We start from the raw sequence: 26,105 nt of genomic DNA on the forward strand, positions 1-26,105 counted from the left end.
TCGCCATGACGTCGAGCAACGAGAGGTCCTATCCGGGATTGGCAATGGCGATCGCTGGCTTGTGCCGGAAGACCGACAGCATCGCGAGGGGAGCGAGCAGCCAAAGGCAGAGACAATAGATCCGCATGTCGCAGGCCCAGAGCGCGATACCGTCCTGCCCGCGCTCCGCGGTTTTGCTCGGCTGTTATTACACCAACATTGCCGCCTTCATGCGGATGCGAGGGCGGCCTCCTACCAACCGAGTTCGCGCAGATAGGCAGCGCGGGCCGCGACCCCCGTATGCGTGAAATCGGTGAAAACGCCATCGATGCCCAGCCGGAAGAACTTCAGATATTCCAGGCTCGGATCGCCATGATAATCGGCAGCCAGGTATTTCTTCTCGTTCCGGAAGGTGAAGACATGCACGAACAGGCCGGCCTTGTGCGCATCGGTGACGAGGCTGGTCGCTTCCTGGGTCGAGGCCTCGGGCGTGGAGCCCTTATAGGGCGTGCCATCGGCATTGCTGTCCTTCCAGGGCGAGATCTTGAGCGAGACGATCTGGGGCTTCCAGGGCCCGATGCCATCGGCATAGATCTTGATCTCCGCCAGGCCCTCGGGGCTCAGCATCGCGTCGAACCAGCGCGCATCGCCCGAAACCGTCCAATCGAAGGGGCGTGAATTGGTGATGTCGTCATAGAGCACCTTGCCGGTCTTCAGGTCGACACCATCCGCATCGATGAGCTGGACCTGTCGTGTCTGCAGACCGTGTTCGCGCATATATTTCAGGCTGCTCGGCTCGAAGCTCTGCACCAGGATGGGAGCCTCCTTGGTGTTGAGGCCATTGTCCTTGATGATCTTGATCAGGGTATCCTCGAGCGGACGGCTGCCCGGCGCACCGCAGCCATTGGCGATGGCCTGGGCATTGTTCCAGGTCGGGTTCTTGGTTTCCGGGTAGATGGCGATCGGACGCCCGGTCTCCTTGCTCTTGGCCCTGGCGATATCGATGATCTCCTGGAAGCTGAGCACCGGGAACTTGCCGTTGAATACCTTCGGCCGCTCATTGGCCGCGTCATAGGTGGTGCCGGCGATCCAGTTCTTCAGCTCGGCCATGGTGAAATCGGTGACCGACCAGTCATTGGTATGGTCTTCGCCATCGACGACCAGGGACTTCAGCACCGATTTGGGATTGGCCGGATCGGTCAGGTCGGTGAGATATTCGGCAGGCCCGCTGGTCGGCGTCTGGGCCCATTTCACCTTGACCATGACGCCGGGTACCGTGCGCTTGCGCGCTGCGACGTCGGCATTGGTCTTGGCCACCTCGGCGACGTTGGTGTTGTCGCTCAGCCAGGGATTGTGGCGTGCCACCAGCACGCAATCCTTGGTCAGGTGCAGATCCTCTTCGAGCGCATCCGTTCCGAGGGCGGCGGCGAGATCATACGAAGCCTCCGTCTCCTCAGGCACCAGACCCGGCACGCCACGATGCCCGATCACCAGCGGCGGCTTGCCGTCGAGGGTGTGGAAGGGCCTGGCGCCGGCCGGTGCGGCATCGGATTGGGCAAGAACCGCCGACGGGGCTGCAAGCCCCAGGGCGGCAGCACCAAGCAAAGCCACACCGACGCGTAGATTCCATCGCGCGCAACCATATCTCATGACCGGATCTCCAACCCTTCGCTCGCTTGATCTGTGAATGCCCACCCCCGGTCTTCTTGTCCCAGTTTTCTGACAATGGCATGACCTGGGGACAGATCCTCGCCTCCGGCTACGCTTCCTTCTCGAAGCACGTGTTTTGAGCCAGGCAGAGGAGCCGGCCAGGCGGTCAGCCGACCCCGCGTTCAGGCGATCAAAAAAGTATCACCACACCCCGTGAAACGTGGTGGCACGTAGTTTCCCCAACGGGTTAGCTTCCTGTCACTGGAGAGCCGACGGCTCGAGAGCAAACGGCCAGGCCAAGAACACCACGCAAGGCCGGCCGCGTTTTGGGGGAGACGGTCATGCCCAGGGGTCCGAACGCAGCCCGGCAGAGGCGCTGCGAGCATCATCGCCGATCCATTTCAGTGCGGCCCGAAGCGTTACTTTCCTCCATGGAAAGCGAGCCGGCACGCCACGCCAGCCGGCTTCTTCCCATTGGCAGCGCCCCAGCGACACGAAGTGCCTGACGGGCCGATCAAAAAATAGCAGCGCCTTGGCACCTTGCGGCCAGCCAATGCGTTGTACCGCCAAGCTCCATCCCGGAACGCGGCGGATGCAAGACCGATCCCGGCCGCGCAACGTCACCATCGATCATTCGCACAATCATAATATCCAAGGGAGAAAGCCCGAATGAAACTCACATCCTTGAAGTCCACCGGCGCGGCCGTCCTGGCCTTGTCCCTGCTTGGCAGCGCATCGGCACTGGCCCAGGATGCGGCGGTCAAGGACGCAACCGTGGCGTTCCTCATGCCCGACCAGGGTTCGACCCGCTATGAAGAGCATGATCATCCCGGCTTCGTCGCCCAGATGAAGAAGCTGTGCGAGAGCTGCAAGGTGCTCTACCAGAACGCCGATGCCTCGATCTCCAAGCAGCAGCAGCAATTCAACTCGGTCATCACCCAGGGCGCCAAGGTTATCGTGCTCGATCCGGTCGACTCGGCCGCGGCGGCTTCCATGGTCAAGCAGGCGCAAGGCCAGGGCATCAAGGTCATCGCCTATGACCGTCCCATTCCCGACGCCAAGGCCGATTTCTACGTCTCCTTCGACAACAAGGCGATCGGCAAGGCCATTGCCGAGTCCCTGGTCGAGCATCTGAAGGCGACCAAGGCACCGACCGAGGACACGGGCGTGCTGCAGATCAACGGCTCGCCGACCGACGCGGCCGCCCGGCTGATCCGGGACGGCATCCATGAGGGCCTCAAGGACAGCGGCTACAAGACCCTGGCCGAGTTCGACACGCCCAACTGGCTGCCGTCCAACGCCCAGCAATGGGCCAGCGGCCAGATCTCGCGCTTCAGCAAGAAGATCGTCGGCGTGGTCGCCGCCAATGACGGCACCGGCGGCGGCGCGATCGCGGCCTTCAAGGCCGCCGGCGTCGACCCCGTGCCGCCCGTCACCGGCAATGACGCCACCCTCGCCGCCCTGCAGCTGATCATCGCCGGCGACCAGTACAACACGATCTCCAAGCCGAGCGAGATCGTCGCCGCAGCCGCCGCCGACGTCGCCGTCGAGCTCCTCGCCGGCAAGACGCCCAAGGCCGAAGCCACCCTGTTCGACACCCCCTCCAAGCTGTTCGTGCCGGCCATCGTGACCTCCAAGAACCTGAAGGCGGAGATCATCGACAAGAAGATCGCCACGGCCGACCAGCTCTGCGGCGGCCGCTATGCCGAAGGCTGCAAGAAGCTCGGCATCACCCAGTAAGCCGATGACGGGTCCCCCGGCCGCCTTCGCGCGGCCTGGGGATCACGGCTGCCACGGACTTGTTGTCGACTGTAGACTTCATACGATGCCGCGCGGCACCACACCATGACAGCCGGCCTCGGGCTTGAGGCATTGCCACACCCTTCCTGCAGCCAGGCATTCCCGATCCATCTATGAAAGGACTCCGGTATGACTGACCTTTCTTCCGGTTCCACATCGGCCAATGCGCCCACGGGCGAGCTCATCTTGAGCCTGCGCGACGTCTCCAAGCATTTCGGTGCCGTATCCGCCCTGACCGATATCGAGCTCGACGTGCATGCTGGCGAGGTCGTGGCGCTGGTCGGCGACAACGGTGCCGGCAAGTCGACCCTGGTCAAGGTGCTGGCCGGCGTCCACCAGCCCAGCTCCGGCACCATCACCTTCCACGGCAAGCCGGTAACGCTCGCAACGCCGAGCGACGCCCTCAATCTCGGCATCGCCACCGTGTTCCAGGATCTTGCTCTGTGCGAGAACCTCGACTCGGTCGCCAACATCTTTCTCGGCCGCGAACTCGAGCCCTACCGGCTCGATGAGGTCTCGATGGAGATCAAGGCCTGGAAGCTGCTCAACGAATTGTCGGCCCGCATTCCCAGCGTGCGCGAACCCATCGCCTCCCTGTCGGGCGGCCAGCGCCAGACCGTCGCCATCGCCCGTTCGCTGCTGCTCGACCCCAAGATCATCCTGCTCGACGAGCCGACGGCGGCCCTCGGCGTCGCCCAGACAGCCGAGGTACTCGATCTCATCGAGCGCGTACGCGACCGGGGCCTCGGCGTGGTGATGATCAGCCACAACATGGACGACGTGCGTGCCGTGGCCGACCGCATCGTGGTGCTCCGGCTCGGACGCAACAATGGGGTGTTCTACCCCCATGATTCCCATCAGGACCTCATCAGCGCCATTACCGGAGCCGCCGAAAACTCGGTGTCCCGCCGCGCGACGCGACGCCAGGCACAGGCCGACCAGAGCCAGGAGAGCCAGCCATGACCAGCAATATCGAGCAAGGTCGCTCAGATTCGGGCGCCTCCAAGTCGGGCGCCTCCAAGACACCGCTCGACCGCGCCGATGTGCGGGTGAAACATGACGACAGCATCGGCGGCGCCATCAGCGCCTTCCTGGAGCGCATAAGGTCAGGCGATCTCGGCTTCCTGCCGGTGATCGTCGGCCTCATCCTGATCTGCATCGTGTTCCAGAGCCTGAGCCCGGTCTTCCTCTCGGCCAACAATCTGGTCAATCTGCTGTTCGACTGCTCGACGGTCGGCGTGATCGCCCTCGGTATCGTCTGCATCCTGATGCTGGGCGAGATCGACCTCTCCGTCGGCTCGGTGAGCGGCCTGTCCTCGGCCCTGCTCGGCGTGCTCTGGGTCAATCTGAACTGGCCGGTGGTGCTGGCCATTCCCGCCGCGATCCTGGCGGGCATGGCCATCGGCGCCGTCTACGCCTTCCTGTTCAACCGTTTCGGCATGCCGAGCTTCGTCGCCACCCTGGCGGGCCTGCTGGCCGTGCTCGGCCTGCAGCTCTATCTGCTCGGCTCGACCGGCTCCATCAACCTGCCCTACGGCTCGGAGGTGGTGAATTTCGGCCAGACCATGACGATGCCCCACGCGCTCGCCTATGCGCTGGCCGCCATCGCGGGCGTGGTGATCTTCTATGCCGATTTCCGCACCGCATCGCGCCGCCGCGAGGCCGGGCTCTCCGCCCGTCCCTTCGCCTTCATCCTGCTGCGCGCCGCCGCGATCACCATCGCGCTCGAACTGGTGGTGTTCTATCTCAACCAGGACCGCGGCGTGCCGTGGATGTTCACCCTGTTCGTCGTCCTGGTCGTGGTGATGAACTACGCGCTGACCCGCACCAAATGGGGCCGCTCGATGAACGCCGTCGGCGGCAATCGCGAGGCAGCACGGCGCGCCGGCATCAATGTGCGCTTCATCTATGCCTCCGCCTTCGTGACCTGCGCCGGCCTGGCGGCGACCGGCGGCATCCTGGCCGCGGCACGCCTGGCGTCCGCCAGCCAGCAGGCCGGCACCGGCGAGGTGAACCTCAATGCCATCGCCTCGGCGGTCATCGGCGGCACCAGCTTGTTCGGCGGTCGCGGCAGCGCCTATTCGGCCCTGCTCGGCATCATCGTGATCCAGGCGATTTCGAGCGGGCTGACGCTGCTCGATCTGTCCTCGTCGCTGCGCTACATGATCACCGGCGCCGTGCTCGCCATCGCCGTGATCGTCGACTCCCTGGCCCGCAGGTCCCGCGTTTCCCACGGCCGCGCCTGACCTTGTCCCGAGCCGGTAAGTCGTTGTCGATCAAGAGCTTGCCGGCTCGTTTTCCCAAGATACTCAAAATTGTAGCGGGAGGCTTCCGCCCTCGCGGAAACCGATGCAGGAGATGCCAATCATGGAACAGGGCCTCAATAGCCAGAACGTTTCGGGCCAGAACTTCACCGGCAAGGTCGCGGCCATCACCGGCGCCGCTTCAGGCATCGGCCTGGAATGCGCCAAGGCCCTGCTGGCGGCCGGCGCCCGCGTCGTCTTCGTCGATCGCGCCGAGGATGCCCTCAGAACGATCTGCGCGGAACTCGGACCGAACGCCATTCCGGTGGTCACCAACCTGCTCGATCCAGCCAGCGTATCGCGCATGATGCCCGAGATTCTCGACAAGGCCGGCCAGCTCGACATCTTCCACGCCAATGCCGGTTCCTATATCGGCGGCGAGGTCGTCGAGGGCGATCCCGATGCCTGGGACCGCATGCTCAATCTCAACATCAACGCCGCCTTCCGCACGGTGCGCGAAGTGCTGCCGCATATGGTTGAGCGCAAGACCGGCGACATCATCGTCACCTCTTCGGTGGCGGGCATGATCCCGGTGGTGTGGGAGCCTGTTTACACCGCTTCCAAGCATGCGGTGCAAGCCTTCGTCCATACGGTCCGGCGCCAGGTTGCCAAGCACGGCATCCGCGTCGGCGCCGTACAGCCCGGCCCCGTGGTCACCGCCCTGATCAGCGACTGGCCCAAGGCCAAGCTCGACGCGGCCTTGGCGGCGGGCGATCTCATGCAGCCGACGGAAGTGGCCGCTGCGGTGATGTTCATGCTCAGCCGCCCCCGCAACGTCACCATCCGCGACCTGGTGATCCTGCCCCAGGCCAACGATCTATGAATGATCGCCGGGAATGGGCGCTGCTTCCTGAACCGTAGCGTAGCCCCTCACCCTTACCCTCTCCCCGTAAGAACGGGGCGAGGGGGCTTCGACGTCGAGTTTCATTCCGAAAGCCTGTTATCTCGCCCGACGGTCGGGCGAGATGAAAACTCCAAAAACTAATCGCAACGCTTGTGCCTCCTCGCCCCGTTCTTACGGGGAGAGGTAAGGTGAGGGGCAGCACCACTCTCGAGCAGAGCATGTGTCTCGCCCAGGCCCGATACTCCCCTGATAACGATCAAGCCTGCCGGCGCACCATATCGAGGAACTTCGACAGGCTGGGGCTCGGCTCGTCCGCGCGGCGCGCGAGGTAGAGCGGCGCCGTCAGCCCCGTCGTGCCGTCGAGGCGTCGATAGACGATGCCGTTCGTCTCCAGCTTCGCCATGGAAGCCGGCACGATCGAAATGCCGAGGCCGGCCGAGACCAGGCTCAGCGTCGAAACCATCCTCGGCGTTTCCTGCCCCACCATCGGGCTGAACCCTGCGGCACGGCAGGCCGCGATGATGTCGTCATAGAGGCCCGGGCCGGAGGGGCGACGGTTGAGCACGAAGGTCTCGTTCGCAAGAGCGCCCAGCGACAGGCGTTGCCGGCGCAGGGACGCGGCGGCAAGCGGATGATGGTCCGGCAGGGCGACCAGCATCTCCTCGACATGGAGAGGCTCCACGATGAGCCCGTCGGGCCTGGCAGCCGGGGCGCGGACAAAGGCCGCATCCAGGCGATCGGCGCGCAGCAATTCGATGAGATCGCCGGTGCTGCCTTCTTCCAGCGATAGAGCAATGCCGGGTGCGGCCTCGCGTAGCCCGCGCATGACGGCGGAGACCAGCGGATGGAAGGCTGCCGAGGTCGTATAGCCGACCGCAAGCCTGCCCTGTTCGCCGCGCGCCGCCCTCTTGGTTGCCTCCAGCGCCGCATCGACATCCTGCAGGACGAGGCGGGCCCGCTCCACCAGCACCCGTCCCGGCTCGGTCAATCGGACACCGCGGGGCAAGCGCTGGAACAGGGGCGCGCCGACGGCGCGCTCCAGCACGCGGATCTGCTGGCTGAGCGGTGGCTGCTGGATGCCGAGCCGCTCGGCCGCCCGTGTCACATGGCCCTCATCGGCGACGGTGACGGCATAGCGCAGATGACGTAGTTCGATCATGTCATATTCTTTGGATATGGATATTACCTCTATCATATATTGGACATGATGGGTCGGGAAGCCTAGCTTTCGCGCAAATTTCCCAGGCAAGGCTCGACATATGGATGCTGCAACCCCATCCCTCCCAGTGGAGAGGAGATCCCCCGACATCGCCGACCTGTTCGGCGGCTTCCTCACTTTGGGCCTGATCGGCTTTGGCGGCGTGCTGCCGCTGGCGCGCCGCATGATCGTGGAAGAGCGCGGCTGGCTGAGTGCCCAGGAATTCGCCGATCTCCTCGGCCTGTGCCAGTTCCTGCCGGGCGGCAACATCATCAACATGTCGGTGGCCATCGGCTTGCGCTTCCGCGGCGTGGCCGGTGCCTGCGCGGCCCTTCTCGGCCTGATCGCCGCTCCGACCGCGATCGTCATCGGGCTTGGCGTGCTCTATGATCGCTTCCATGCCGACCCGCATGTCCACCACCTCTTTGCCGGGCTTTCGGCAGCCGCGGCGGGGCTTCTCATCTCGATGGCGATCAAGGTCGCCTGTCCGCTGCGGCGCGATCCCGCCGGGATCGTGATCGCCTGTGCCTGTTTCCTGGCGATCGCCGTGCTGCGCCTGCCTTTGCTGGCGACCATGCTGGTCCTGGCACCTCTCGGCATTTTCCTGGCCTGGAGGAAGGCATGATGGCATCCCCCCTGCTGACCCTCGCCTTGATCTTCACCGAGCTTTCTCTGCTCGCCTTCGGCGGCGGCAATACCATCCTGCCCGAAATGCACCGGCAGGTGGTCGATATCCAGCACTGGATGTCGGCGCAGCAATTCAGTGCGATGTTTGCCCTGGCACAGGCCGCTCCCGGCCCGAACATGATGATCGTGCCGCTCGTCGGTTGGCACGTCGCGGGATTGCCGGGCGTTCTGGTGACCTCGCTCGCCAAGTTCGGCCCCTCCTCCCTGATCACCGGCGTCGCCCTCCGGCTCTGGGACCGCTTCCGCGATCGGCCCTGGCGACAGAAGGTACAGGCGGGCCTGCTGCCGATGACGGTCGGGCTGGTCACGGCGAGCGCCGCCGTGATCGCCGAAGCCTCCGCCGAAACCTGGCTGCTGGCGGGTATCATCGCCGTCTCGGCCTTTCTCACCGCGACGACCCGCATCCATCCGTTGCTGGTGCTGGCGGGTGGCGCCGCGATCGGATTGAGCGGGCTCACCCAGTTCTGAGGCGAGGACCGGGAGGAGGCTTTTGGCCATGACGAGATCGACGTCCGATCCGCTCGACGCCCTGCTGCGCGATCTCCTGGCCTGGCTGTCGTGCGGCGACCGCCCCTATGCCGAGGTCATGGAAGCGTGGCGGACATCATGCCCGCGCCTGCCGGTTTGGGAAGAAGCCAATGAGCGCGGCTTCGTTTCCCGCAACCGGATCGACGGCGAGGCGATGGTGGGCCTGACCGAGACGGGTCGGGATTTCCTGCGGCAGGCGGATGACGTCCGATCCGTAACCGGCCTCGGGGCCTAGCCCAGCGCCACGCCACGAGCCTCCAGGAAAGACAGCAGCCAGGGCTCGCCCAGAAAGACCTCGGCCTGGAAACCGGCCTGCCGGGCAGCATCCACATTGGCGGACAAATCGTCGAAGAAGATCGAGCGGACCGGATCGATGCCGGCCTTCTCGGCCACCACCTGGAAGGAACGCAGCGAGGGTTTCTCATGCCCGATCTCATGGCTGAGATAGGGCTCTAACCCCGCCAGGACACCACCCGATGCCTTCCGGACGAAATCCCAATGTTCCTGGTTGGTGTTCGAGAAGATCATCACGCGGTTGCGCCCGGCCAAGCGCTGCAGAACAGCGAGCATCGAGGCATCGACGTCGAGATGGCAGCTCCAATCCTCGATGAACACGTCCCATGATGCGTCATAACCGGCCGTCTCCGCCAGCTGTGCATGAAACAGGCGGATCGGCGTGCCCGTGCCCCAGCGCGATTGCCGGAACAGCGCGGCGACATCCTCGGGCCGCCAATCGGGCCGGCAGCGCGAGGCCAGGCGCGTAAACAACACGGCATTGTCATGGGCGACCACGACGCCGCCGAGATCGAAGACGAGCGCCTGGAACGGTGAAGACGACATGATGCCTCCTGCTTTCGACCCGGATCCGCTGCAAGGGCTAGAAGGGCATTGCGGCGCCGATAGGTTCAACGGCGCCGCCCAATCATCTTCGCTCAAAGTATACAGTCGATTGCTTCATTCCCCTTTGAGGGCAACGGCTGGTGAAGACGCGACCTCCCGCTCAGCCTTGCCCACCGACTGTGCCTGTCTCGATCCGAAAATCAGGAAGCTGAGAATGGCTAGCACGATCACGCCGATACCCCCATAGAGCATCACCAGCCCAAAGCCGTCGACCAGCGCGGCGTGAACGAGAGAGCCGGAAGGATCCGCCCCGGCGAGTTTGGGCACGTCCTGGGTCAGGCTAGCGAGATTGCCGGCGGCGACCTTCTCCGCCAGCGTCCGCAATTCCTCGGGTCCCAGCGCCGCCCCAAGGCTCGCCTGCAGCGAGGCCCGGATGCCTTCGACCAGGACGAGACCCATCACCGCGATATTGATGGCCAGGGTGATCAGGCGGGCACTGATATCGATGCCGGAGGCCATGCCGGCCCTGTCCGGCGATACCGAGGCGGTGGTGGTGTTGGTGGTGGGCGTCGAGGTGATGCCGATGCCTAGGCCGGCGATCAGAAGGCCCGGCAGCAGGGTCAGCCAATTCGCGCCCTCGATGCCGGCGCCGATCTTCATGGCGAGGAAGCCGAGGCCGATGGTCAACAGGCCGAGCGGAATGGCGATCCGGGCCTGGTAGCGCCGCCGCAGGGCCTCGCCGAGCGGCGGGCCGACCATGAAGGGCAAGGTATAGGCCAGGAGCAGCAGGCCCGCCTGCGTCGCGTCATAACCAAGACCGCTCGAGACATAGATCGGCAGATAGATGATGAAGGGCCAATAGCTGAAATTCATGCCGATGCAGCCCATGATCGCGCCTGAGAACTGGCGGATGCGAAACACCGAGAAGTCGAACATCGGATGCGGGCTGACCTTTTCGGCCGCCAGAAAGGCAACGAAAGCGACGATCGCCACTGCGGCGACGCCCCAGCGCATGGCCGGACCCAGGTCGGCTCCCTGGGTGATCAGATAGGAGAAACCGAATACCGCCAGGGACAGCGTGACGATACCGGCCAGATCGATGCGCTTGGCCTGAGGATCACGCGATTCCCGGACGCCGACCGCGATGAGGAGCAGAGCCACACCGGCTAGCGGGACATGGATGAGGAAAACCCACTGCCAGTTTGAAAGCGAGACGATCAGACCACCGATCAGCGGGCCGAAGCCAAGGCCGACACCCGAGACGATGCCCCAGGCCGTGAAGGCCCGGCCGCGCTCGGCGCCCTCCTGGAACTGGTGCGAGAGCACCGCCACCGTGCACAGCAACATGGCGCCACCGGCCAGGCCCTGCAGGAAGCGGGCAATGATCAGCACCAGCGAATCCTGGGCGAGGCCGCAGATCAGCGAGGCCAAGGCGAAGGCAATGGTGGTGGTGATCATCACCCGTTTGCGGCCAAAACGATCGGCCAGGGTGCCGGTCGCCATCAAGACCGTGGTGCATGCAATGGTATAGGCGTTCATGATCCACTGCAGATCCTTGAAATCGGCCTTGAGCGCGGTTTCGAGGGTCGGCAGGATCACCGGCACGCTGGAAATCTCCAGCCCGAACAAGAGAGAAGCGAGACATACGCCCGCCAATGCGACAGCATTGCGCCCTGTCTGAAAAGTCATGATCGAACAACCTGGTCCGGGGCCGGCGGCGATGGCCGCGCACTCCTCCCCGGCTCTTGAAAAAGAAGGTTGTCCTCACATAGAAGAAGGCCGATCATATAAAAAGACGATCATCATCTATTTCAGAAATGACAAAATGGTATTGATGCAATGACGACGCTGGATGTCGATGCGGTCAAGGCCTTCGTGATGGTGGCCGACCTGCAGAGTTTCACCCGGGCCGCCGAGGCCCTGGCCAGCACACAGGCGACGATCAGCGTCAAGTTGCGGCGGCTGGAAGAAAAGCTCGGTGCGAGGCTGATCGAACGCACGCCACGACGGGTACGCCTGTCGCCGCGCGGCGCTGCCTTCCTGCCCGCCGCACGCGATTTCATCGCCGCCCACGAGCGGGCGATCGCCGAGTTCGCCTCGGCGCCCTGCCGGCTCTCGCTCGGCTTCGTCGATCATGTCGCCGGCCCCGAACTGCCTGCCCTGCTGGCGCAGCTCAACGCCCACGATCCGACGCTCACCTTGAAGGTGAAGATCGACACCACCACCATGCTGATGGCCGCCCTCGACGAAGGCGGGCTCGACGCCGTCATCGTGCACAATGAGGACGATCGCAGGCCGGGTACGCCGCTGTCGGCGACCCATTATGGCTGGTACGCCTCACCCGGCTTCGAATGGCGGCGTGAAGATCCCTTGCCGCTCGCCATGTTGAGCATGTGTGAAACCTGCCCCGATCGCCTGCGCTCCACGGAAGCTCTCGAACGGGCGGGTCTGGCCTGGAGCGAGACCTTCGTCGGCGGCGGCGGCTCGGCCCTCAACCTTGCCGTTTCGGCCGGCGTCGCGGTTGCGGCCCTCGCCCACCGCGTCGCCCCGCCCGGCGTGGTCGAGGTCAGCGCCAAGCTCGGCCTGCCTCCCTTGCCGCCCTCGCAAATCATCCTGCATTGCAACGCCCTGTCGCCGCGGGCGCGGGATGCCTTGCGCATCCTCACCACGGCCTTCCGGGAACACCGGACGACTTGAGGCACGGAGCAAGCATCATTCTTCTTCCTGCAGGCTCGAGAGCGGCAGCCCTTCGAAGCGCTTCAGCGTGTCCAGGACGATCGAGGTCTTCACGTGCTGCACGGAATCATGCGGCAGTAAGACTTCGTTGACGAAGCGCGACAGGCCGGCAAGCCCGCGTGTCGCTACCTTGAGGTGGTAGTCCATCTCGCCGGTCAGGGCATAGGCCTCGAGCACTTCAGGCAGGTCGTTGACAAGCTGGGCGAATTTACGGGCATTGTCGCGGTTATGGGTGGCGAGCGTCACGGAGATCACCACCAGGAGGTCGAGCCCGACCTTGTGCGGATCGAGGCTGGCCTGGTAGCCGCAGATCACTCCCATCGCCTCCAGGCGGGAGCGCCGGCGCGAGCATTGCGAAGCCGATAGCGCGATCTTCTCCGACAGCTCGATATTGGTCAGGCGGCCGTCACGCTGCAGCTCCCGCAGGATTCGCAGATCGTAGGCGTCGAGATCGATCATTGCATCAATCCGGGATTTCATGCACGCTTCGTGCATAGTTTTTGCCGAACACGCGAAAGATGCAAGCACATTGCATGCGCAGGGTGGCACAATTCCTCTCAAAGTGAAGGCGCGTCATCGCCCCTTCACAACCAGGAGGAAATTATGGGGCCTTTCCCGCATGATGCGCCGCCGGCGGCCATCACTCCCGACAATCCCGCCGGAACGGACGGGTTCGAATTCGTCGAATTCGCCCATCCCGAGCCCGCCAAGCTGCAGGCGCTGTTCACCAGCATGGGCTACGTGCCTGTCGCCACCCACAGGACCAAGGACATCACGGTCTGGCGCCAGGGCGACATCAACTACATCGTCAATGCCGAGCCCGGCAGCCACGCCATGCGCTTCGTCGAAACCCATGGCCCCTGCGCCCCTTCCATGGCCTGGCGCGTGGTCGACGCCAAGCATGCCTTCGAGTATGCGGTGGCCAGAGGCGCCACGCCCTATGAAGGCGATGACAAAACACTGGACGTGCCGGCCATCGTCGGCATCGGCGGTTCCCTGCTCTATTTCATCGACGCCTATGGCGAAAAGGGCTCTGCCTACACCCGGGAATTCGACTGGCTGGGCGAGCCTGATCCAAAGCCGGCCGGTGTCGGCTTCTACTATCTCGACCACCTTACCCACAACGTCTATCGCGGCAACATGGACAAATGGTGGGCCTTCTACCGCGAGCTTTTCGGCTTCAAGCAGATCCACTTCTTCAACATCGACGGCCGCATCACCGGCCTGGTCAGCCGGGCCATCACTTCGCCCTGCGGCAAGATCCGCATCCCGCTCAACGAGTCCAAGGACGACACCAGCCAGATCGAGGAATTCCTCAAGAAATATCATGGCGAAGGCATCCAGCACATCGCCGTCGGCACCGAAGGAATCTACGACTCGGTCGACAAATTGGCTGCTAACGGCTTGAAATTCATGCCGGGCCCGCCCGACACCTATTACGAGCGCTCCCATGCCCGGGTGAATGGCCATGACGAGCCGATCGAGCGCATGAAAAAGCACGGCATCCTGATCGACGGCGAAGGCGTGCGCGATGGTGGCATGACCAAGATCCTGCTGCAGATCTTCTCCAAGACGGTGATCGGCCCGATCTTCTTCGAATTCATCCAGCGCAAGGGCGACGAGGGATTCGGCGAGGGCAATTTCCGCGCCTTGTTCGAGTCGATCGAAGAGGACCAGATCCGGCGCGGCGCCCTGGCTGCCGAGTAGCCACCTTCAGAAACATGAAGAAGAAGCCGACGCCATCGCGGCGTCGGCATTGTTGTCTACACTGTCAGCCCGCAACGGCGGCGAGGCCTGCCTCGGCCTCGGATTCGAAGCGATCGCCAACCGCAAGGCCGTGCGATTTTGCAAAGCTGGCCGCCGATTGCTTCTGCCCGGCATCGTTGCGGACGGTGGCAATCTCGATCACCCCGCCCTGCACCGCGATTACGACGCCCTGCTCGCCGATGGCAGCGATTTCTCCCGGCTTTCCAGCGACATCGCCGAAGCGACGCACCGGCCGCAGGACGCTGCCGAACAGGCGGACCTTCCTGCCCTGCACCATCGTCCAGGCGCCAGGAGCCGGATCGCAGCCTCGGATCAGATTGTGGATGGCCTCGGCATGCGCATTCCAGTTGATCCTGGCCTCGGCCTCGCGGCACCAGCCTTCATAGGAGGCGAGGTCCTCGTCCTGGACATGCTCGGAGTGATGTCCGGCCACCACCAGATCCGCGGCCTCGAGCATGGCCTCGACGCCGAGCGGGAACAGATGATCGAAATAGATGCTGCCGAGTGTGTCGTTCGGGCCGATCGCGACGGTCTTCTGCAGGATCACCGGCCCCTCGTCGAGACCGTCCGTCGGCCGGAAGATGGTGAGGCCCGTCTGCCTGTCCCCCTTGATGATCGGCCAGTTGATCGAACTCGGGCCGCGATAGAGCGGCAGCAGGGACGGATGGTACTGGATCGTGCCGTGCCTGGGGATGTTGACGAAGGACTGCGGTGCAAATTGCAGCACATAGGCCATGACGGCGAGATCGACATCGAGAGCGCGCAAGGCGCCTTCGGCCGCCGGGCTCTTGAGATTGGGCAGTTGGAACAGCTTGAGTCCCCGTTCCTCGGCCGCGAGGCGGAGAGGATCGGGCCGCGCGCCGGGCTTTTCGGGAGCACAGAAGACGGCCGCCACCTCGTCGCCGCGGGCCAGAAAGGCTTCCAGCACGCTCTTGCCGAACGCTTGCTGGCCAATGATTGCGATACGCATGATTTCTCCATGAATTCAGGCAAAGAAGGTCCATCCCCGCTCGCGCGGGGTTGGAAAACGTTCCATGTCGTTGGGAAGGCCGGCGTCTCGTCAGGCGCCGGTGTTAATCCACACCGCCTTGGGCTCGGTGAAATTGTCGATGGCGGCATCGCCATGCTCGCGGCCGAAGCCTGAATCGCGGGCCCCGCCCCAGGGCAGGCGGATGTCGGTCGGGCCGTAGGTGTTGACCCAGACCGTGCCGGCCTTCAGTCGCCGGGTGAAGCGATGGGCCCGGCCGATATCGCCTGTCCACACACCCGCCGCCAGGCCGTAGACCGTGCCATTGGCCAGGCGGATCGCCTCTTCCTCATCCTTGAAGGGAATCACGGCCGCGACGGGCCCGAAGATCTCTTCCTGGGAGATGCGCATCTCGTGCCGGACGCCGGCAAACACCGTCGGTTCGACGAAATAGCCGGTCTTGCCATGCCTGGTACCGCCGGCGACGACCGAGGCCCCTTCCTTGCGGCCGATGTCGATATAGTTCAACACCCGCTTCATCTGTACCTCGGAGACCAGCGGGCCCATGCCCGTCGAAGCCTCCAAGGGATCGCCGACACGGATCGAGCGGGCGCGGGCCGCCAATCGCTCGACCATCTCATCATAGACGCTCTCATGCACCAGGATGCGCGAGCCGGCCGAGCAGACCTGCCCGGTGTTGAAGAAGATGCCGGCCCCCGCCGCCTTGGCGGCGGCATCGAAATCGGCATCCGGGAAGACGATGTTGGCCGACTTGCCGCCCAGTTCGAGCGTCACGCGCTTGAGATTGCCGATCGCCCCCTGCAGGATCTGGCGCCCGACCACCGGCGAGCCGGTGAAGGTGATCTTGTCGACATCCATGTGGTCGACGAGCGCCTGGCCGGCGATCTTGCCGAAACCCGGCACGACATTGAGCACGCCTGCAGGGAACCCTGCCTCTAGCGCCAGCTCGCCGATCTTCAGGGCGGTGAGCGGCGTCAGTTCGGCCGGCTTGAGTACCACGGTGCAACCGCAGGCCAGAGCCGGCGCGATCTTCCACATGCCGATCATCAGCGGGAAGTTCCAGGGGATGATGGCACCGACCACGCCCAGCGGTTCGCGCATCGTATAGGTCAAGGCGTCGGTCCGGGCCGGTATGACCTGGCCGTTAATCTTGTCGGCCATGCCGGCATAATAGGTGAGCGTGTCGAGGACGGCGGGCAGATCCTGGCGGCGGATGGCGGAAACCGTCTTGCCGGAATCGAGGCTCTCCAGCCGTACCAGTTCGTCTTCGTCGCGGCGGATGAGATCGGCCAACTTCAGCAGCAAGGCGCCTCTTTCGCTGGCCTTCATGCGCGACCAGCTGCCTTCGAACGCCGCACGGGCCGAGCGCACGGCGGCGTCGACATCGCCGGCATCCGCCTCCGCCACCCGGGCAACGACCTCACCGGTCGCTGGATTCAAGGTCTCGAAACTGCGACCGGAAGCCGCTGCGATGCGCCGGCCATCGATCAGAAGGTCATGAATGTCGCCATATACCCGTTTAAGCACGTCAGAGCTCCCATATATGTATTATAGTTCATATCTAGCGCTTTAAACGACGACGAGGATCGTCGGGTGCAAGATAGAAATGATGCTAGTTACCCAATAAAATCATGGGAATATGAAATCTTCTGCTTATAAGAGAGAGCGGAGTTATGAACGTATGATCCTATGTTGCAATCAATATAATATGTTTTCTATTTCATATATGAGGACACTAGCCTCGAGACTTGGAGCGGGAGGAGCGGCATGATCCGGATCGAGATCGAGCCTGTTTGGCGTTTTCACAGGCAGGAAGACGCACAATCGCTCCAGATCATGCTCGACTTCCTCGCCGAGATCCGCGCCACCGGAAAGATCACCGCCGCCGCAGACAAAGCGAACGTTTCCTATCGCCATGCCTGGAACCTGATCGAGAAATGGTCGGAGTTCTTCAGCACCCCCATCGTCGTGCGCCGGCAGGGCAGCGGCACCAGCCTCACGCCCTTCGGGGAGAAGCTGGTCTGGGCGGGACAAAGGCTGGAAGCCCGGCTGGGACCGCTGCTGCAGAATCTCTCTCAGGAACTCGAAACCGAGATCAACCAGATGCTGCCGCACGGGCCTTTGGTCCTGCGCATCCACGCCAGCCACGGCTTCGCCGTGCCCAAGCTGCGCAAGCTCCTCAGCCGCGAGCCGGACATCGATATCGATTTTCGTTATGTCAGCAACCAGAGCTCACTGGTTTCGCTGGTCCATGACGGCTGCGACCTTGCCGGCATGCATCTGCCGCAGGGCGAATTGCGCAAGCGCGCCATCGCCGCCAGCAAGGGCTGGCTCAACTCCAATCTGCATCGCGTGATCTCCTTCGTCACGCGCGAAGTCGGCCTGATCGTACAGCGCGGCAATCCGCGTGGCATCGATGGGCTGGAAAGACTGCTCGATCCCGCGATCCGTTTCGTCAACCGGGACCCGGACTCCGGCACGAGGCTCGTCTTCGAACAGCTTCTGGCCCAGCATGGCATCGATGGCAGCCGCATCAATGGCTATGAGCATTCCGAATTCACCCACGCCGCCGTCGCCGCCTATGTCGCCAGCGGCCTCGCCGACGTCGCCTTCGGGGTCGAGGCGGCCGCCCGGCAGTTCGGCCTGGATTTCGTGCGCCTCCTCACCGAAGACTATGTCTTCGTCTGCCACAAGCAGATCCTCGACCTTCCAGCCATGCAGCGCGTACTGGCGGTCATGCGCGGCCAGGAATTCCATACCGCCATCTCGCAATTGCCGGGCTATCGCGTGAAGGAAGCCGGTGCGATCAAGACCATCCGGGAGGTCTTCCGCAAATCGGAATGACGCCCTTTGCCCGAAACGCCTGCGTGTCATCCTGCACAGTGCCTTCGCCGCCATCTCCCTAGAAGGGCAACAGCGAAACCGCAAAGACAGGGGAGCGCCATGACACGCAACGACATCGCCGAAACCATTTTCGCCAGCTTCCTGCTGGGGCTGGCCGTCCTCTTGCTGCTGTCCTCCGGCGTTCTGGCGGCCGAGCCCTTCACCAGCGCCTATACGAGCTTCGATACCGCCAAGTGTCCTCACCAGCCGGGAGGCGACGAGGAGGATTACGGGAGCTGGCGCTGCCCGGGCTATCGTGGCCTCCCCATGCGGCTTTCTGCCGGCGACCAGCGCATGTTTGTCAGCTTCGGCAAGGCCGGCGCCAACGACATTGCCGCCAACGAAACCTTCGCGGCCTTCAACAGCGCCGATCACGGCACGGTGGAATGGCGTCTTGCCGCAGGCCAGCGGCAGCCCTTCGCCACCATCCTGCAATGGCAGGTGATGACGGAAGCAGACCACAAGGCAGAGGCCAAGGGTTCCTCGCCCGCCTCCGGCCGCGTCCTGGTCGTCACCCGGCTGGGCAAGGACGGCACCTGCCATGTCGGCTATGTCGATGCTCGTGCCAATGGCGACGCGAATAGGCTGGCGCGCAAGATCGCCGACGAACAGGCCCGCTCTTTCCGCTGCGGCCAGGACAAGCCGGTCGTGCTCGGAGCCGTCTCTCCTGGCCTGATCCTGCCCGGCAAGGCCCGCTAAAGCGTTTTGTGATTTGAATGAATCACTTCAAGTCACAAAGACGCGTCGAACCAAAGAGTTAGAGCAAATGAGCGTTCACGCCTGAACGCGCTTTGCCCTGAAAACTCCTTTGCAGGTTGTCCCAACTATCCTTGGATATCTGCCCGGCTGGTGCTTCACCCTGCCGGCCATCCATGCAAAGCTAACCCCGTCGATCGAGGCCCACGAAGATCGGGCGCTTAACGGGAACGTCAAGGGGAGACGCTGCGTGGGCTGTTCCGTCCGAGCCGGTGCCGGATTGCCGCAAGAGCGGACGGCATGAGTTACGAATTCGAGTTCGCCGACGTCTTCGCCTATTGGCCGGAGCTTGCGGCCGGCGCCCTGCACACGCTGATACTTTCGGGGCTGGCCATGGCCATCGGCATGGTGGTGGCGATCATTGGGGCACTCGCCAAGACCTCCGGACCACCTCCACTGCGTTATGTCATCGACGCCTACATCGAACTGATCCGCAACACCCCCTTCCTCATCCAGGTCTTCGTGATCTTTTTCGGCCTGCCCTCCCTCGGCCTGCGCCTGTCCTCGAACAGTGCGGCCCTGCTGGCACTGGTGGTCAATGTCGGCGCCTATGGCATCGAGATCATCCGGGCCGGTATCGAGAGCATCTCCAAGGGCCAGATCGAGGCCGGCAAGTCGCTCGGCCTCAAGCCACTGCAGATCTTCCGCCTCGTCATCCTCAAGCCGGCGATCCAGGCGATCTATCCCTCGCTGACCAGCCAGTTCATCCTGCTCATGCTCAATTCCAGCGTCTGCTCGGCCATCGCCGCCAGCGAGCTGACGGCAGCGGCCGGCGACATCCAATCGCGAACCTTCCGCAGCTTCGAAGTCTATTTCGTGGCAACCGCGATCTATCTGGGCCTGTCGATCGTGTTCTGGTGCTTGTTCGCCGGCATCGAGCGCGCCTTCCTGCGCCAGCCGAGCCGGCGATAGGGGGCAGCATGCGTGTATTGAGCGAAGCCGACATCCTCTACATCCTGCTGGCCTTGCGCTGGACACTGCTGCTTTCGGCGGTCGCCTTCATCGGCGGCGGCATAGGCGGCCTCCTGGTTGCGCTGGCGCGCACGGCCGAGATCCGGCCGCTGCGCTGGCTGGCTATGGGCTACATCAAGCTGTTCCAGGGCACGCCGCTGCTGATGCAGCTTTTCCTCGCCTTCTTCGTGCCCGGCATCTTCGGCATCGACGTCAATCCCTGGACGGCGGCGGCGATCGGCCTTTCCCTCAATGCCAGCGCCTTTCTCGGCGAGATCTGGCGCGGCGCCATCGAGGTGGTGCCGCCGGGCCAGAGCGAGGCGGCCCGGGCCCTCGCCCTCACCTATGTGCCGCGCATGTTCAAGGTGGTCATCCCCCAGGCGGTACGCATCGCCATTCCGCCGACCATCGGCTTCCTGGTGCAGCTCATCAAGGGCACCTCGCTCGCCTCGATCATCGGCTTCGTCGAGATCACCCGCGCGGCCCAGATCATCAACAATGCCGCCTTCAGGCCCTTCACCATCTTCGGCGTGGTGGCGCTCGCCTATTTCCTGGTGTGCTGGCCGCTGTCGCTCTGGAGCCGCGCCATGGAGCGGCGGTTGACGGTGGCAAGGCGCTGAAATTTTCAATCAAGGAGAGGAAACGATCATGGCTTTGACAGATCCGATTTCACGCCGTGGGCTTGGGCTGTGCCTCGCCGCCGGCATAGCCGCCTTGGCGCTGCCCCTCGCTGCCGGACCGGCAGCGGCCGCGACCCCCGATGAAATCAAGGCGCGCGGCAAGCTGATCGTCGGCGTCCTCACCGACTACCCGCCCTTCGGCGGCACCGATGCCGAGCAGAAGCCGGCTGGCTATGATGCCGACGTCGCCGCCCTGATGGCCAAGAAGCTCGGCGTTTCACTCGAGCTGGTGCCGGTGACCGGCCCCAACCGCATCCCTTATCTGCTCACCAACAAGGTCGACCTGCTCATCGCCACTTTCGGCATCACGCCCGAACGCATGAAGCAGGTGCTGTTCTCCAATCCCTACAGCACGCTGACCACCTATATCATGGGTCCTAAGGACTTGAAGGTGACCAAGCCGGAGGATCTCGTCGGTGTGACCGTGGGTGTGGCGCGTGCCTCGACACAGGACATCACCGTCTCGCAGATCGCGCCATCAGGCACCCAGATCATGCGCTTCGACGACGATGCCACCACCACCCAGGCCTTGATCTCGGGCCAGGTCCAGTCGATCGGTGCCTCCAATACGGTGCTCGCCCAGCTCACCAAGGACTATGCCAGCCTCGGCATTGAGGCCAAGTTCAAGATGAAGGAACAGGCCAACGGCATGGCCTTCCGCAAGGCCGATACCGCTTTGCAGGAATGGTGCAACGGCTTCATCGGCGAGATTGTTGCCGACGGGCAGCTCAGCCAGATCAACCAGAAATGGTTCGGCTCTCCCCTGGCCCCCTTGCCGCCCATGCCGAAATTCTGATGACCCCGCTTCACCGGCCGGTGTGGCTGTTCCTCTCCGGCCGGCAATGCACCGGCAAGGACCGCATCACAGTTCTTCAGGCCAGGATCGCCTGGCGGACTGCCTGAAGAAGCCGTTGAGGAAACGGGCAGAGTTGGTATAGGCAACGGAAGTCTCGGCGATCCCTCCTCGATCGCCGCATGAGGAGGCCTGACCCGGCCGAGAGAAGATAGCGAAAAACGAAAGCCAGCCGTGGTAATCTCCTCCAAAGCGACAACCCTGACCTATGCGCCTGACGACATCGTCATTCGTTCCGCCCTGCATCGGCGCTTGCTGCAAATCGGGCTGCCTCGCTTCGCCTTGCGCAAAGTCTCCAAATGGTCGCGCTCGCATTATGGTCCGCGCGACGATTTCATGCGGGCGCTGGTCGAGCAGCGCTTCGGTATCCGCGTCGGCAAGTACAGCTACGGATATCGCCCGCTGTGCACCAAGCAATCCAAGATTGGCGAAATCGGTGCTTTTTGCTCGATCGCCACCGAGATCAAGGTCTCCGGCGGCAACCATCCTCTCGATCTCGTCTCGACCAGTCCCGCCACCTATCTCGAAGGCTGGGGGATCGTCGACGAAACGATCGACCGCCATTATCCCAAGAACGACCCGATCGTGATCGGACACGATGTCTGGATCGGTATGGGGGTAACCCTGATGACCGGCATCACCATCGGGCATGGTGCGGTGATCGCCGGCGGCGCTGTTGTCACCAAGGACGTGCCGCCCTACGCCATCATGGGCGGCGTGCCCGCCAAGCTGATCCGCTATCGCTTCGATGACGACACCATCGAAAAATTGCTGACCAGTGCCTGGTGGACTTGGCCGGACGAGACGATTAGAGCCAGGGCGTCGCTGCTGCGGGATCCGGTCGCGTTCGTGGCGCAGCTTTGAGTATGTCGCTGGACGGCCGGAAGAGGAAATGCCAGCCCACTGAAACAGTGGTGTGACCTTGTCGCTTGCTAGGCCATTGCATAATCAAAATGTTACCTTAACGTTTTAGCGAAATAGATCACGTAGCTCACAACTCTGAAATCGAGCATGACAACTGTAGTAATCACTCAACCCATGCTGTTCCCCTGGCCCGGCTTTTTCGAGCAACTCGCCTTGGCGGACATTTATGTTTATTTGGATGATGCTCAGTTCTCGAAAGGAAGTTTTACAAACCGCGTGCAGGTGAAGGTCGGCGATCAAACCAAGTGGATGACCATTCCGCTTGCCGGCGGGGGCACCTACAAGCCCATCATGGATCTGGATGCCACGGCCGGGGATTGGCGGGCAACCCACCAATTGCTCCTCAAGCAATCGCTCGCCACCGCCTCCCATGCACAGGACGCGATCGACATTCTCGACAGGGCGTATGAGCAAGACAAGCTGTGCGACACCCTGATCCGAAGCATAGAACTGTCTGCCGACTATATTGGAATTGGGACGTCGCGAAAAATAACCCACAGCAGTGAGCTGAATATAGTCGGTTCTTCGTGGAAGCGCGTGCTGGACATCGTCCTCGGCGTGGGCGGGACGCGATATCTCACCGGACACGGCGCCGCGCGATATATGGACCACGAAGCGTTCGAAGCGAACGGTGTGAGCGTCGAATATATGGACTACAGCCTGACGCCATGGCCGCAAGATGGCGGCGCCTTTACACCCTATGTTTCCATCCTTGACCTGATCGGCCGCACCGGCCGTGATGCCAATCAATTCCTGAAACCCCGAACCGTTCACTGGCGCGAATTTCTGGCAAAGCAAACGCCATGACGCGTTAACCGGCAGACTTCCTCTATCGACTGCTGCCATCAAGCAAACAGGAATGCGATGTTGAAGCGAGTGAGCTTGAGATCTCCGGAGAATAGCGATTTTGATTTTCTCGCTTCGCTTCGGAGGGATTCCGCCCTGCAGGCCCTGCTGCTCAATGTGGTGACATCAACAGATGATGACGCAGTCGCCGGATGGCTGGAGCGCCGGAAGACCGACCCCAATGGCAGTTTCATGGTCATTGCCGATAGCACGACGGATGAACCAATCGGCTTTGCCCAGATCACCAATATTCACCATCGCAATCGGCATGGCTTTATCGGCATCGTTATAGCGCCGAGCGCGCAAGGCAAGGGTTTGGGACGTGTTGCAATGGAGAACCTCGTGGCAACGGCGAAAGAAAAACATCGCCTGGAAAAAATACTCCTGGAAGTCAGAGCGGACAATTTCGCCGCGCTCTCCCTCTACAAGTCCATGAATTTTAGAATTGTTGGGACGATGCTGAACCACTTTCGTACGAACGACGACATTTACGACGTCGTACTGATGGAAAAGCGAATATAAATTTTAGTATAAATAATAATATTTACTTCAGTTTTTACGCCTAAACAGCGCGAGAACCTGCCTGAAAGCGACGCGGGTGATCTTGCCAATGCGGGCAACCCGTTTACCGACATAGAAAAAAGTAATCCCCTTCAGGGCAAGCTTCTCGACCCCGCTAAACCCGGCTTCATCGATATCGTGGAGGCAGGCTTTCCAATAGGCTCGCCGCAACCGGACAAGATGCATGGCCGGCACGATCCTCATCGAACGGTTGGCTTCTTTCCAGACGATGCGCTGGGAAAACTGAACCTCAGGTGCCATCGCAACGGCCCTGCGTATGAAAACCGGGTACATCACCAGATGATCGGATCCCCAGGGGTCGGGATAGGCCCGATTGACGTAATCCAGTATTCCACGCAAGGCATCGGTTCGCCACAGGCCGTAGAACCAGCTTGCAGGAGAATTGTAGAGAAGATCCGCAATCTGTCGCAGTTGCGACCCCTGCAGTTCACGGGGCCGCGCAATAGTGACAGGCCTGTCGCTTCGATACGTCATCACGGTAGGAACGGCCAGCAAGGCATTCGGCGTTCGATCAAAAGCGGCGACCAATCGCTCGACATAGTCGGCGGAGGACAGGTCGTCATGCGCCCGCCACAGGAAGAGCGGTGTCTGCGCCGCATCCACCAGGCCACGGAAGTTCCTGACCGGTCCGACATTCTCGGGCCGCCGCAGATATGTAATCCGATTGTCGACTGCGGCATAGCGCTCGACGATGGCTTGAGTGCCATCCGTTGAAGCATTGTCCGATATGACGATGCGAATATTTCTGTATGTCTGGTTCAGTAAACACTCCAGACATTCCGCGATCATGTCTTCTGCATTATAGATAGGAATCCCTATAGTTACGCAGGGTCCTGACATGCTCACGGGCTCCTATCGGCCATCAACCGGAGCATGTCCTATTCCTTTGCAGCAACAGCCGCAACCGGCAATTCTGCGCTGCGCCGGCCATTTTGATCGGTCTGGCGCCGCGCAGGTGAGCGCGGTATGTATCGGCTGCCAATCAAGTAGAGCCGAGTCACCGTGATCATTGCCCCCGAACGCATTCCCGTCGCAGGTCCCTCCATCACCGAGAGAGAGGCCGAACTCGCCGCGGAGGCTGCCCGCACGGCGTGGTATGCCAATCACTATGCCTATAATGCCCGCTTCGAGCGGATGATGGCCGATTATGTCGGCGTGAAGCATGCCGTCAGCGTGCCGCATGCCACGGCAGCACTGCATCTCATCCTGGCCGCGCTCGGCATCGGCCCGGGCGACGAGGTGATCGTGCCCGACGTGACCTGGATCGCCTCGGTGGCACCGGTCACCTATGTCGGTGCCGAACCCGTGCTCGTCGACATACTGCCCGACACCTGGTGCATCGATCCGCACGCTGTGGAGGCCGCCATCGGTCCCAAGACCAAGGCGATCCTGGGCGTGGACCTCTATGGTTCGATGTGCGACTGGCAGGCCTTGCAGGACATTGCCGACAGGCACGGCGTCCATCTCATCGAAGATTCGGCCGAGGCCCTCGGCTCTCGCTATCGCGGTCGGCGCGCGGGCAGCTTCGGCCGGGCAGCCGCCTTCAGTTTCCATGGCTCGAAGACCGTCGCCACCGGCGAGGGCGGCATGCTGGTGACCGATGACGACGATCTCCACCAGCGCGTGCTCTGCCTGCGGGATCATGGCCGGGCGCCGGGCGACCATCGCCGGTTCATCAACCAGGAAATCGCCTTCAAATATCGCATGAATGGGGTGACGGCGGCTCTCGGCGTCGCACAGATGGAGCGCATCGACACGCTGATCGCCCATAAGCGCGCCATTTTCGATTGGTACCGGCAACGGCTCGGCGGGCTCAACGGCATCACCCTCAATGCCGAACCCGAGGGAAGCGAGAACTCCTTCTGGATGGTGACGGTGGTCCTCGATCCGGCCCTCGGTCTCGACAAGTTCAGCCTGATGGCCGAATTCGACAAGCGCAACATCGATACCCGTCCTTTCTTCTCGCCGCTGTCGAGCATGCAGGCTTTTGCCGATCGTCCGGCAGCCAAGCGCCTGGTCACGCCGCATGACAAGGGACAGGCGATCGCCAGGCACGGCATCAATCTGCCGTCCGGCTACAATATGACCGAAGACAAAGCAGATATCGTCGCAGGCGCCTTGCGGGAGATTCTCGCAGACAAGACCTGATGTTCCGGAGACCGACGGTATCGCTGTCGGGATAACTGGTTCATGCGGCAAGGTCTCCTCGCCACCACTCTTCCGAATCGCCCTTCCGCGGGGCGAAACGCCAAACAACCTATAGCCGTTGCGGACTACTCAATTCGGTTCTTTTTCTCATCTGAAAAGGTA

The 26,105-nt window shown here is 62.7% G+C and carries 27 protein-coding genes; 19 read left to right on the forward strand and 8 right to left on the reverse strand.

The features are described 5' to 3' along the window. Nucleotides 1–231: 231 nt before the first annotated feature. The gene (locus ACIGJE_RS21425; protein WP_415087123.1) at nucleotides 232–1,629 is read right to left on the reverse strand and encodes a glycerophosphodiester phosphodiesterase family protein; all 1,398 of its coding nucleotides are present in this window, start codon (nucleotides 1,627–1,629) and stop codon (nucleotides 232–234) included. A gap of 669 nt (nucleotides 1,630–2,298) precedes the next feature. Here ACIGJE_RS21425 and ACIGJE_RS21430 point away from each other — a divergent pair. From ACIGJE_RS21430 to ACIGJE_RS21445, 4 genes are all read left to right on the forward strand, one after another. After that, nucleotides 2,299–3,369, forward strand: coding sequence for an ABC transporter substrate-binding protein (locus ACIGJE_RS21430; protein WP_311941888.1), 1,071 nt, complete (start codon nucleotides 2,299–2,301; stop codon nucleotides 3,367–3,369). A gap of 189 nt (nucleotides 3,370–3,558) precedes the next feature. Further along, a complete protein-coding gene (locus ACIGJE_RS21435) occupies nucleotides 3,559–4,392 on the forward strand; it encodes an ATP-binding cassette domain-containing protein (protein WP_415087125.1) in 834 nt (277 codons plus the stop codon). Beyond that, nucleotides 4,389–5,675, forward strand: coding sequence for a sugar ABC transporter permease (locus ACIGJE_RS21440; RefSeq protein ID WP_415087127.1), 1,287 nt, complete (start codon nucleotides 4,389–4,391; stop codon nucleotides 5,673–5,675). Before ACIGJE_RS21435 ends, ACIGJE_RS21440 begins: the two co-directional genes overlap by 4 nt. Nucleotides 5,676–5,796: 121 nt before the next feature. Next, nucleotides 5,797–6,555, forward strand: a complete 759-nt coding sequence (locus ACIGJE_RS21445) for an SDR family oxidoreductase (protein WP_415087129.1) — start codon at nucleotides 5,797–5,799, stop codon at nucleotides 6,553–6,555. 277 nt (nucleotides 6,556–6,832) lie between these two features. Here ACIGJE_RS21445 and ACIGJE_RS21450 read toward each other — a convergent pair whose 3' ends face one another. Next, nucleotides 6,833–7,735: a LysR family transcriptional regulator gene (locus ACIGJE_RS21450; RefSeq protein WP_415087131.1), complete on the reverse strand. Its 903-nt coding sequence runs from the start codon at nucleotides 7,733–7,735 to the stop codon at nucleotides 6,833–6,835. A gap of 100 nt (nucleotides 7,736–7,835) precedes the next feature. Here ACIGJE_RS21450 and ACIGJE_RS21455 point away from each other — a divergent pair, with 100 nt between their 5' ends. Genes ACIGJE_RS21455 through ACIGJE_RS21465 form a run of 3 tightly spaced genes read left to right on the forward strand, consistent with a single transcriptional unit; the run spans nucleotide 7,836 to nucleotide 9,224 of the window. Next, complete coding sequence (locus tag ACIGJE_RS21455) at nucleotides 7,836–8,399, forward strand: chromate transporter (RefSeq protein WP_415087133.1); 564 nt, start codon at nucleotides 7,836–7,838, stop codon at nucleotides 8,397–8,399. After that, complete coding sequence (locus tag ACIGJE_RS21460) at nucleotides 8,396–8,929, forward strand: chromate transporter (RefSeq protein WP_311941904.1); 534 nt, start codon at nucleotides 8,396–8,398, stop codon at nucleotides 8,927–8,929. Before ACIGJE_RS21455 ends, ACIGJE_RS21460 begins: the two co-directional genes overlap by 4 nt. 28 nt (nucleotides 8,930–8,957) lie before the next feature. Beyond that, on the forward strand, nucleotides 8,958–9,224 hold the full coding sequence (locus ACIGJE_RS21465; RefSeq protein WP_311941907.1) for a hypothetical protein: 267 nt from the start codon (nucleotides 8,958–8,960) through the stop codon (nucleotides 9,222–9,224). Here ACIGJE_RS21465 and ACIGJE_RS21470 read toward each other — a convergent pair. Then, nucleotides 9,221–9,829, reverse strand: a complete 609-nt coding sequence (locus ACIGJE_RS21470) for an HAD family hydrolase (protein ID WP_415087136.1) — start codon at nucleotides 9,827–9,829, stop codon at nucleotides 9,221–9,223. The two genes, ACIGJE_RS21465 and ACIGJE_RS21470, sit on opposite strands and share 4 nt — an antisense overlap. Before the next feature lie 114 nt (nucleotides 9,830–9,943). Then, on the reverse strand, nucleotides 9,944–11,518 hold the full coding sequence (locus tag ACIGJE_RS21475; protein ID WP_415087138.1) for an MFS transporter: 1,575 nt from the start codon (nucleotides 11,516–11,518) through the stop codon (nucleotides 9,944–9,946). Between ACIGJE_RS21475 and ACIGJE_RS21480 the strand changes: the two genes are divergently transcribed. After that, complete coding sequence (locus tag ACIGJE_RS21480) at nucleotides 11,517–11,672, forward strand: hypothetical protein (protein WP_415087140.1); 156 nt, start codon at nucleotides 11,517–11,519, stop codon at nucleotides 11,670–11,672. The two genes, ACIGJE_RS21475 and ACIGJE_RS21480, sit on opposite strands and share 2 nt — an antisense overlap. Beyond that, the gene (locus ACIGJE_RS21485) at nucleotides 11,669–12,526 is read left to right on the forward strand and encodes a LysR family transcriptional regulator (RefSeq protein WP_483678652.1); all 858 of its coding nucleotides are present in this window, start codon (nucleotides 11,669–11,671) and stop codon (nucleotides 12,524–12,526) included. Before ACIGJE_RS21480 ends, ACIGJE_RS21485 begins: the two co-directional genes overlap by 4 nt. Nucleotides 12,527–12,541: 15 nt before the next feature. Here the strand turns inward: ACIGJE_RS21485 and ACIGJE_RS21490 are convergent, their stop codons facing one another. After that, on the reverse strand, nucleotides 12,542–13,024 hold the full coding sequence (locus tag ACIGJE_RS21490) for an Lrp/AsnC family transcriptional regulator (RefSeq protein WP_415083945.1): 483 nt from the start codon (nucleotides 13,022–13,024) through the stop codon (nucleotides 12,542–12,544). Nucleotides 13,025–13,168: 144 nt separating this feature from the next. On the opposite strand from ACIGJE_RS21490, the gene hppD reads away from it, so the two are divergent. Next, nucleotides 13,169–14,272 (forward strand): 4-hydroxyphenylpyruvate dioxygenase, encoded by a 1,104-nt coding sequence (hppD, locus tag ACIGJE_RS21495; protein WP_415083792.1) that lies wholly within the window; start codon nucleotides 13,169–13,171, stop codon nucleotides 14,270–14,272. Nucleotides 14,273–14,336: 64 nt separating this feature from the next. On the opposite strand, the gene ACIGJE_RS21500 is transcribed toward hppD, so the two are convergent. Further along, nucleotides 14,337–15,302, reverse strand: coding sequence for a methionyl-tRNA formyltransferase (locus ACIGJE_RS21500; protein WP_311941929.1), 966 nt, complete (start codon nucleotides 15,300–15,302; stop codon nucleotides 14,337–14,339). 90 nt (nucleotides 15,303–15,392) lie between these two features. Then, on the reverse strand, nucleotides 15,393–16,847 hold the full coding sequence (locus ACIGJE_RS21505; protein ID WP_367623290.1) for an aldehyde dehydrogenase family protein: 1,455 nt from the start codon (nucleotides 16,845–16,847) through the stop codon (nucleotides 15,393–15,395). A gap of 240 nt (nucleotides 16,848–17,087) precedes the next feature. Here ACIGJE_RS21505 and ACIGJE_RS21510 point away from each other — a divergent pair, with 240 nt between their 5' ends. From ACIGJE_RS21510 to ACIGJE_RS21545, 8 genes are all read left to right on the forward strand, one after another. Further along, nucleotides 17,088–18,164, forward strand: coding sequence for a substrate-binding domain-containing protein (locus ACIGJE_RS21510; RefSeq protein ID WP_311941933.1), 1,077 nt, complete (start codon nucleotides 17,088–17,090; stop codon nucleotides 18,162–18,164). A gap of 99 nt (nucleotides 18,165–18,263) precedes the next feature. Then, the gene (locus tag ACIGJE_RS21515; protein WP_311941935.1) at nucleotides 18,264–18,902 is read left to right on the forward strand and encodes a hypothetical protein; all 639 of its coding nucleotides are present in this window, start codon (nucleotides 18,264–18,266) and stop codon (nucleotides 18,900–18,902) included. A 297-nt stretch (nucleotides 18,903–19,199) separates the two neighbouring features. Continuing rightward, complete coding sequence (locus ACIGJE_RS21520) at nucleotides 19,200–19,871, forward strand: amino acid ABC transporter permease (RefSeq protein WP_311941937.1); 672 nt, start codon at nucleotides 19,200–19,202, stop codon at nucleotides 19,869–19,871. A gap of 8 nt (nucleotides 19,872–19,879) precedes the next feature. Continuing rightward, on the forward strand, nucleotides 19,880–20,530 hold the full coding sequence (locus ACIGJE_RS21525; RefSeq protein ID WP_311941939.1) for an amino acid ABC transporter permease: 651 nt from the start codon (nucleotides 19,880–19,882) through the stop codon (nucleotides 20,528–20,530). Between the two features lie 28 nt (nucleotides 20,531–20,558). Further along, nucleotides 20,559–21,386 carry a transporter substrate-binding domain-containing protein gene (locus ACIGJE_RS21530; RefSeq protein ID WP_311941942.1) on the forward strand — a complete coding sequence of 276 codons (828 nt, stop codon included), beginning with the start codon at nucleotides 20,559–20,561 and terminating at the stop codon, nucleotides 21,384–21,386. Nucleotides 21,387–21,617: 231 nt separating this feature from the next. After that, the gene (locus tag ACIGJE_RS21535) at nucleotides 21,618–22,307 is read left to right on the forward strand and encodes a CatB-related O-acetyltransferase (RefSeq protein WP_415083796.1); all 690 of its coding nucleotides are present in this window, start codon (nucleotides 21,618–21,620) and stop codon (nucleotides 22,305–22,307) included. A gap of 147 nt (nucleotides 22,308–22,454) precedes the next feature. Beyond that, complete coding sequence (locus ACIGJE_RS21540) at nucleotides 22,455–23,174, forward strand: WbqC family protein (RefSeq protein ID WP_367623294.1); 720 nt, start codon at nucleotides 22,455–22,457, stop codon at nucleotides 23,172–23,174. 57 nt (nucleotides 23,175–23,231) lie between these two features. After that, the gene (locus ACIGJE_RS21545; protein ID WP_311941949.1) at nucleotides 23,232–23,735 is read left to right on the forward strand and encodes a GNAT family N-acetyltransferase; all 504 of its coding nucleotides are present in this window, start codon (nucleotides 23,232–23,234) and stop codon (nucleotides 23,733–23,735) included. 27 nt (nucleotides 23,736–23,762) lie between these two features. Here ACIGJE_RS21545 and ACIGJE_RS21550 read toward each other — a convergent pair whose 3' ends face one another. Continuing rightward, on the reverse strand, nucleotides 23,763–24,635 hold the full coding sequence (locus tag ACIGJE_RS21550) for a glycosyltransferase family 2 protein (RefSeq protein WP_415083799.1): 873 nt from the start codon (nucleotides 24,633–24,635) through the stop codon (nucleotides 23,763–23,765). A gap of 162 nt (nucleotides 24,636–24,797) precedes the next feature. On the opposite strand from ACIGJE_RS21550, the gene ACIGJE_RS21555 reads away from it, so the two are divergent. Then, entirely contained in the window at nucleotides 24,798–25,943 is a 1,146-nt protein-coding gene (locus ACIGJE_RS21555) for a DegT/DnrJ/EryC1/StrS family aminotransferase (protein WP_367623295.1), read from the forward strand. Nucleotides 25,944–26,105 lie beyond the last annotated feature (162 nt).

The organism is Labrys sp. E2SS-1L, from assembly GCF_057073705.1.

What these genes read in the sequence shown, in the direction of transcription:
- ACIGJE_RS21425 (WP_415087123.1), bottom strand. Translation starts at nt 1,629, where the DNA reads ATGAGATATGGTTGCGCGCGATGGAATCTACGCGTCGGTGTGGCTTTG.
- ACIGJE_RS21430 (WP_311941888.1), top strand. Translation starts at nt 2,299, where the DNA reads ATGAAACTCACATCCTTGAAGTCCACCGGCGCGGCCGTCCTGGCCTTG.
- ACIGJE_RS21435 (WP_415087125.1), top strand. Translation starts at nt 3,559, where the DNA reads ATGACTGACCTTTCTTCCGGTTCCACATCGGCCAATGCGCCCACGGGC.
- ACIGJE_RS21440 (WP_415087127.1), top strand. Translation starts at nt 4,389, where the DNA reads ATGACCAGCAATATCGAGCAAGGTCGCTCAGATTCGGGCGCCTCCAAG.
- ACIGJE_RS21445 (WP_415087129.1), top strand. Translation starts at nt 5,797, where the DNA reads ATGGAACAGGGCCTCAATAGCCAGAACGTTTCGGGCCAGAACTTCACC.
- ACIGJE_RS21450 (WP_415087131.1), bottom strand. Translation starts at nt 7,735, where the DNA reads ATGATCGAACTACGTCATCTGCGCTATGCCGTCACCGTCGCCGATGAG.
- ACIGJE_RS21455 (WP_415087133.1), top strand. Translation starts at nt 7,836, where the DNA reads ATGGATGCTGCAACCCCATCCCTCCCAGTGGAGAGGAGATCCCCCGAC.
- ACIGJE_RS21460 (WP_311941904.1), top strand. Translation starts at nt 8,396, where the DNA reads ATGATGGCATCCCCCCTGCTGACCCTCGCCTTGATCTTCACCGAGCTT.
- ACIGJE_RS21465 (WP_311941907.1), top strand. Translation starts at nt 8,958, where the DNA reads ATGACGAGATCGACGTCCGATCCGCTCGACGCCCTGCTGCGCGATCTC.
- ACIGJE_RS21470 (WP_415087136.1), bottom strand. Translation starts at nt 9,829, where the DNA reads ATGTCGTCTTCACCGTTCCAGGCGCTCGTCTTCGATCTCGGCGGCGTC.
- ACIGJE_RS21480 (WP_415087140.1), top strand. Translation starts at nt 11,517, where the DNA reads ATGATCGAACAACCTGGTCCGGGGCCGGCGGCGATGGCCGCGCACTCC.
- ACIGJE_RS21475 (WP_415087138.1), bottom strand. Translation starts at nt 11,518, where the DNA reads ATGACTTTTCAGACAGGGCGCAATGCTGTCGCATTGGCGGGCGTATGT.
- ACIGJE_RS21485 (WP_483678652.1), top strand. Translation starts at nt 11,669, where the DNA reads ATGACGACGCTGGATGTCGATGCGGTCAAGGCCTTCGTGATGGTGGCC.
- ACIGJE_RS21490 (WP_415083945.1), bottom strand. Translation starts at nt 13,024, where the DNA reads ATGATCGATCTCGACGCCTACGATCTGCGAATCCTGCGGGAGCTGCAG.
- hppD (WP_415083792.1), top strand. Translation starts at nt 13,169, where the DNA reads ATGGGGCCTTTCCCGCATGATGCGCCGCCGGCGGCCATCACTCCCGAC.
- ACIGJE_RS21500 (WP_311941929.1), bottom strand. Translation starts at nt 15,302, where the DNA reads ATGCGTATCGCAATCATTGGCCAGCAAGCGTTCGGCAAGAGCGTGCTG.
- ACIGJE_RS21510 (WP_311941933.1), top strand. Translation starts at nt 17,088, where the DNA reads ATGATCCGGATCGAGATCGAGCCTGTTTGGCGTTTTCACAGGCAGGAA.
- ACIGJE_RS21515 (WP_311941935.1), top strand. Translation starts at nt 18,264, where the DNA reads ATGACACGCAACGACATCGCCGAAACCATTTTCGCCAGCTTCCTGCTG.
- ACIGJE_RS21520 (WP_311941937.1), top strand. Translation starts at nt 19,200, where the DNA reads ATGAGTTACGAATTCGAGTTCGCCGACGTCTTCGCCTATTGGCCGGAG.
- ACIGJE_RS21525 (WP_311941939.1), top strand. Translation starts at nt 19,880, where the DNA reads ATGCGTGTATTGAGCGAAGCCGACATCCTCTACATCCTGCTGGCCTTG.
- ACIGJE_RS21530 (WP_311941942.1), top strand. Translation starts at nt 20,559, where the DNA reads ATGGCTTTGACAGATCCGATTTCACGCCGTGGGCTTGGGCTGTGCCTC.
- ACIGJE_RS21540 (WP_367623294.1), top strand. Translation starts at nt 22,455, where the DNA reads ATGACAACTGTAGTAATCACTCAACCCATGCTGTTCCCCTGGCCCGGC.
- ACIGJE_RS21545 (WP_311941949.1), top strand. Translation starts at nt 23,232, where the DNA reads ATGTTGAAGCGAGTGAGCTTGAGATCTCCGGAGAATAGCGATTTTGAT.
- ACIGJE_RS21550 (WP_415083799.1), bottom strand. Translation starts at nt 24,635, where the DNA reads ATGTCAGGACCCTGCGTAACTATAGGGATTCCTATCTATAATGCAGAA.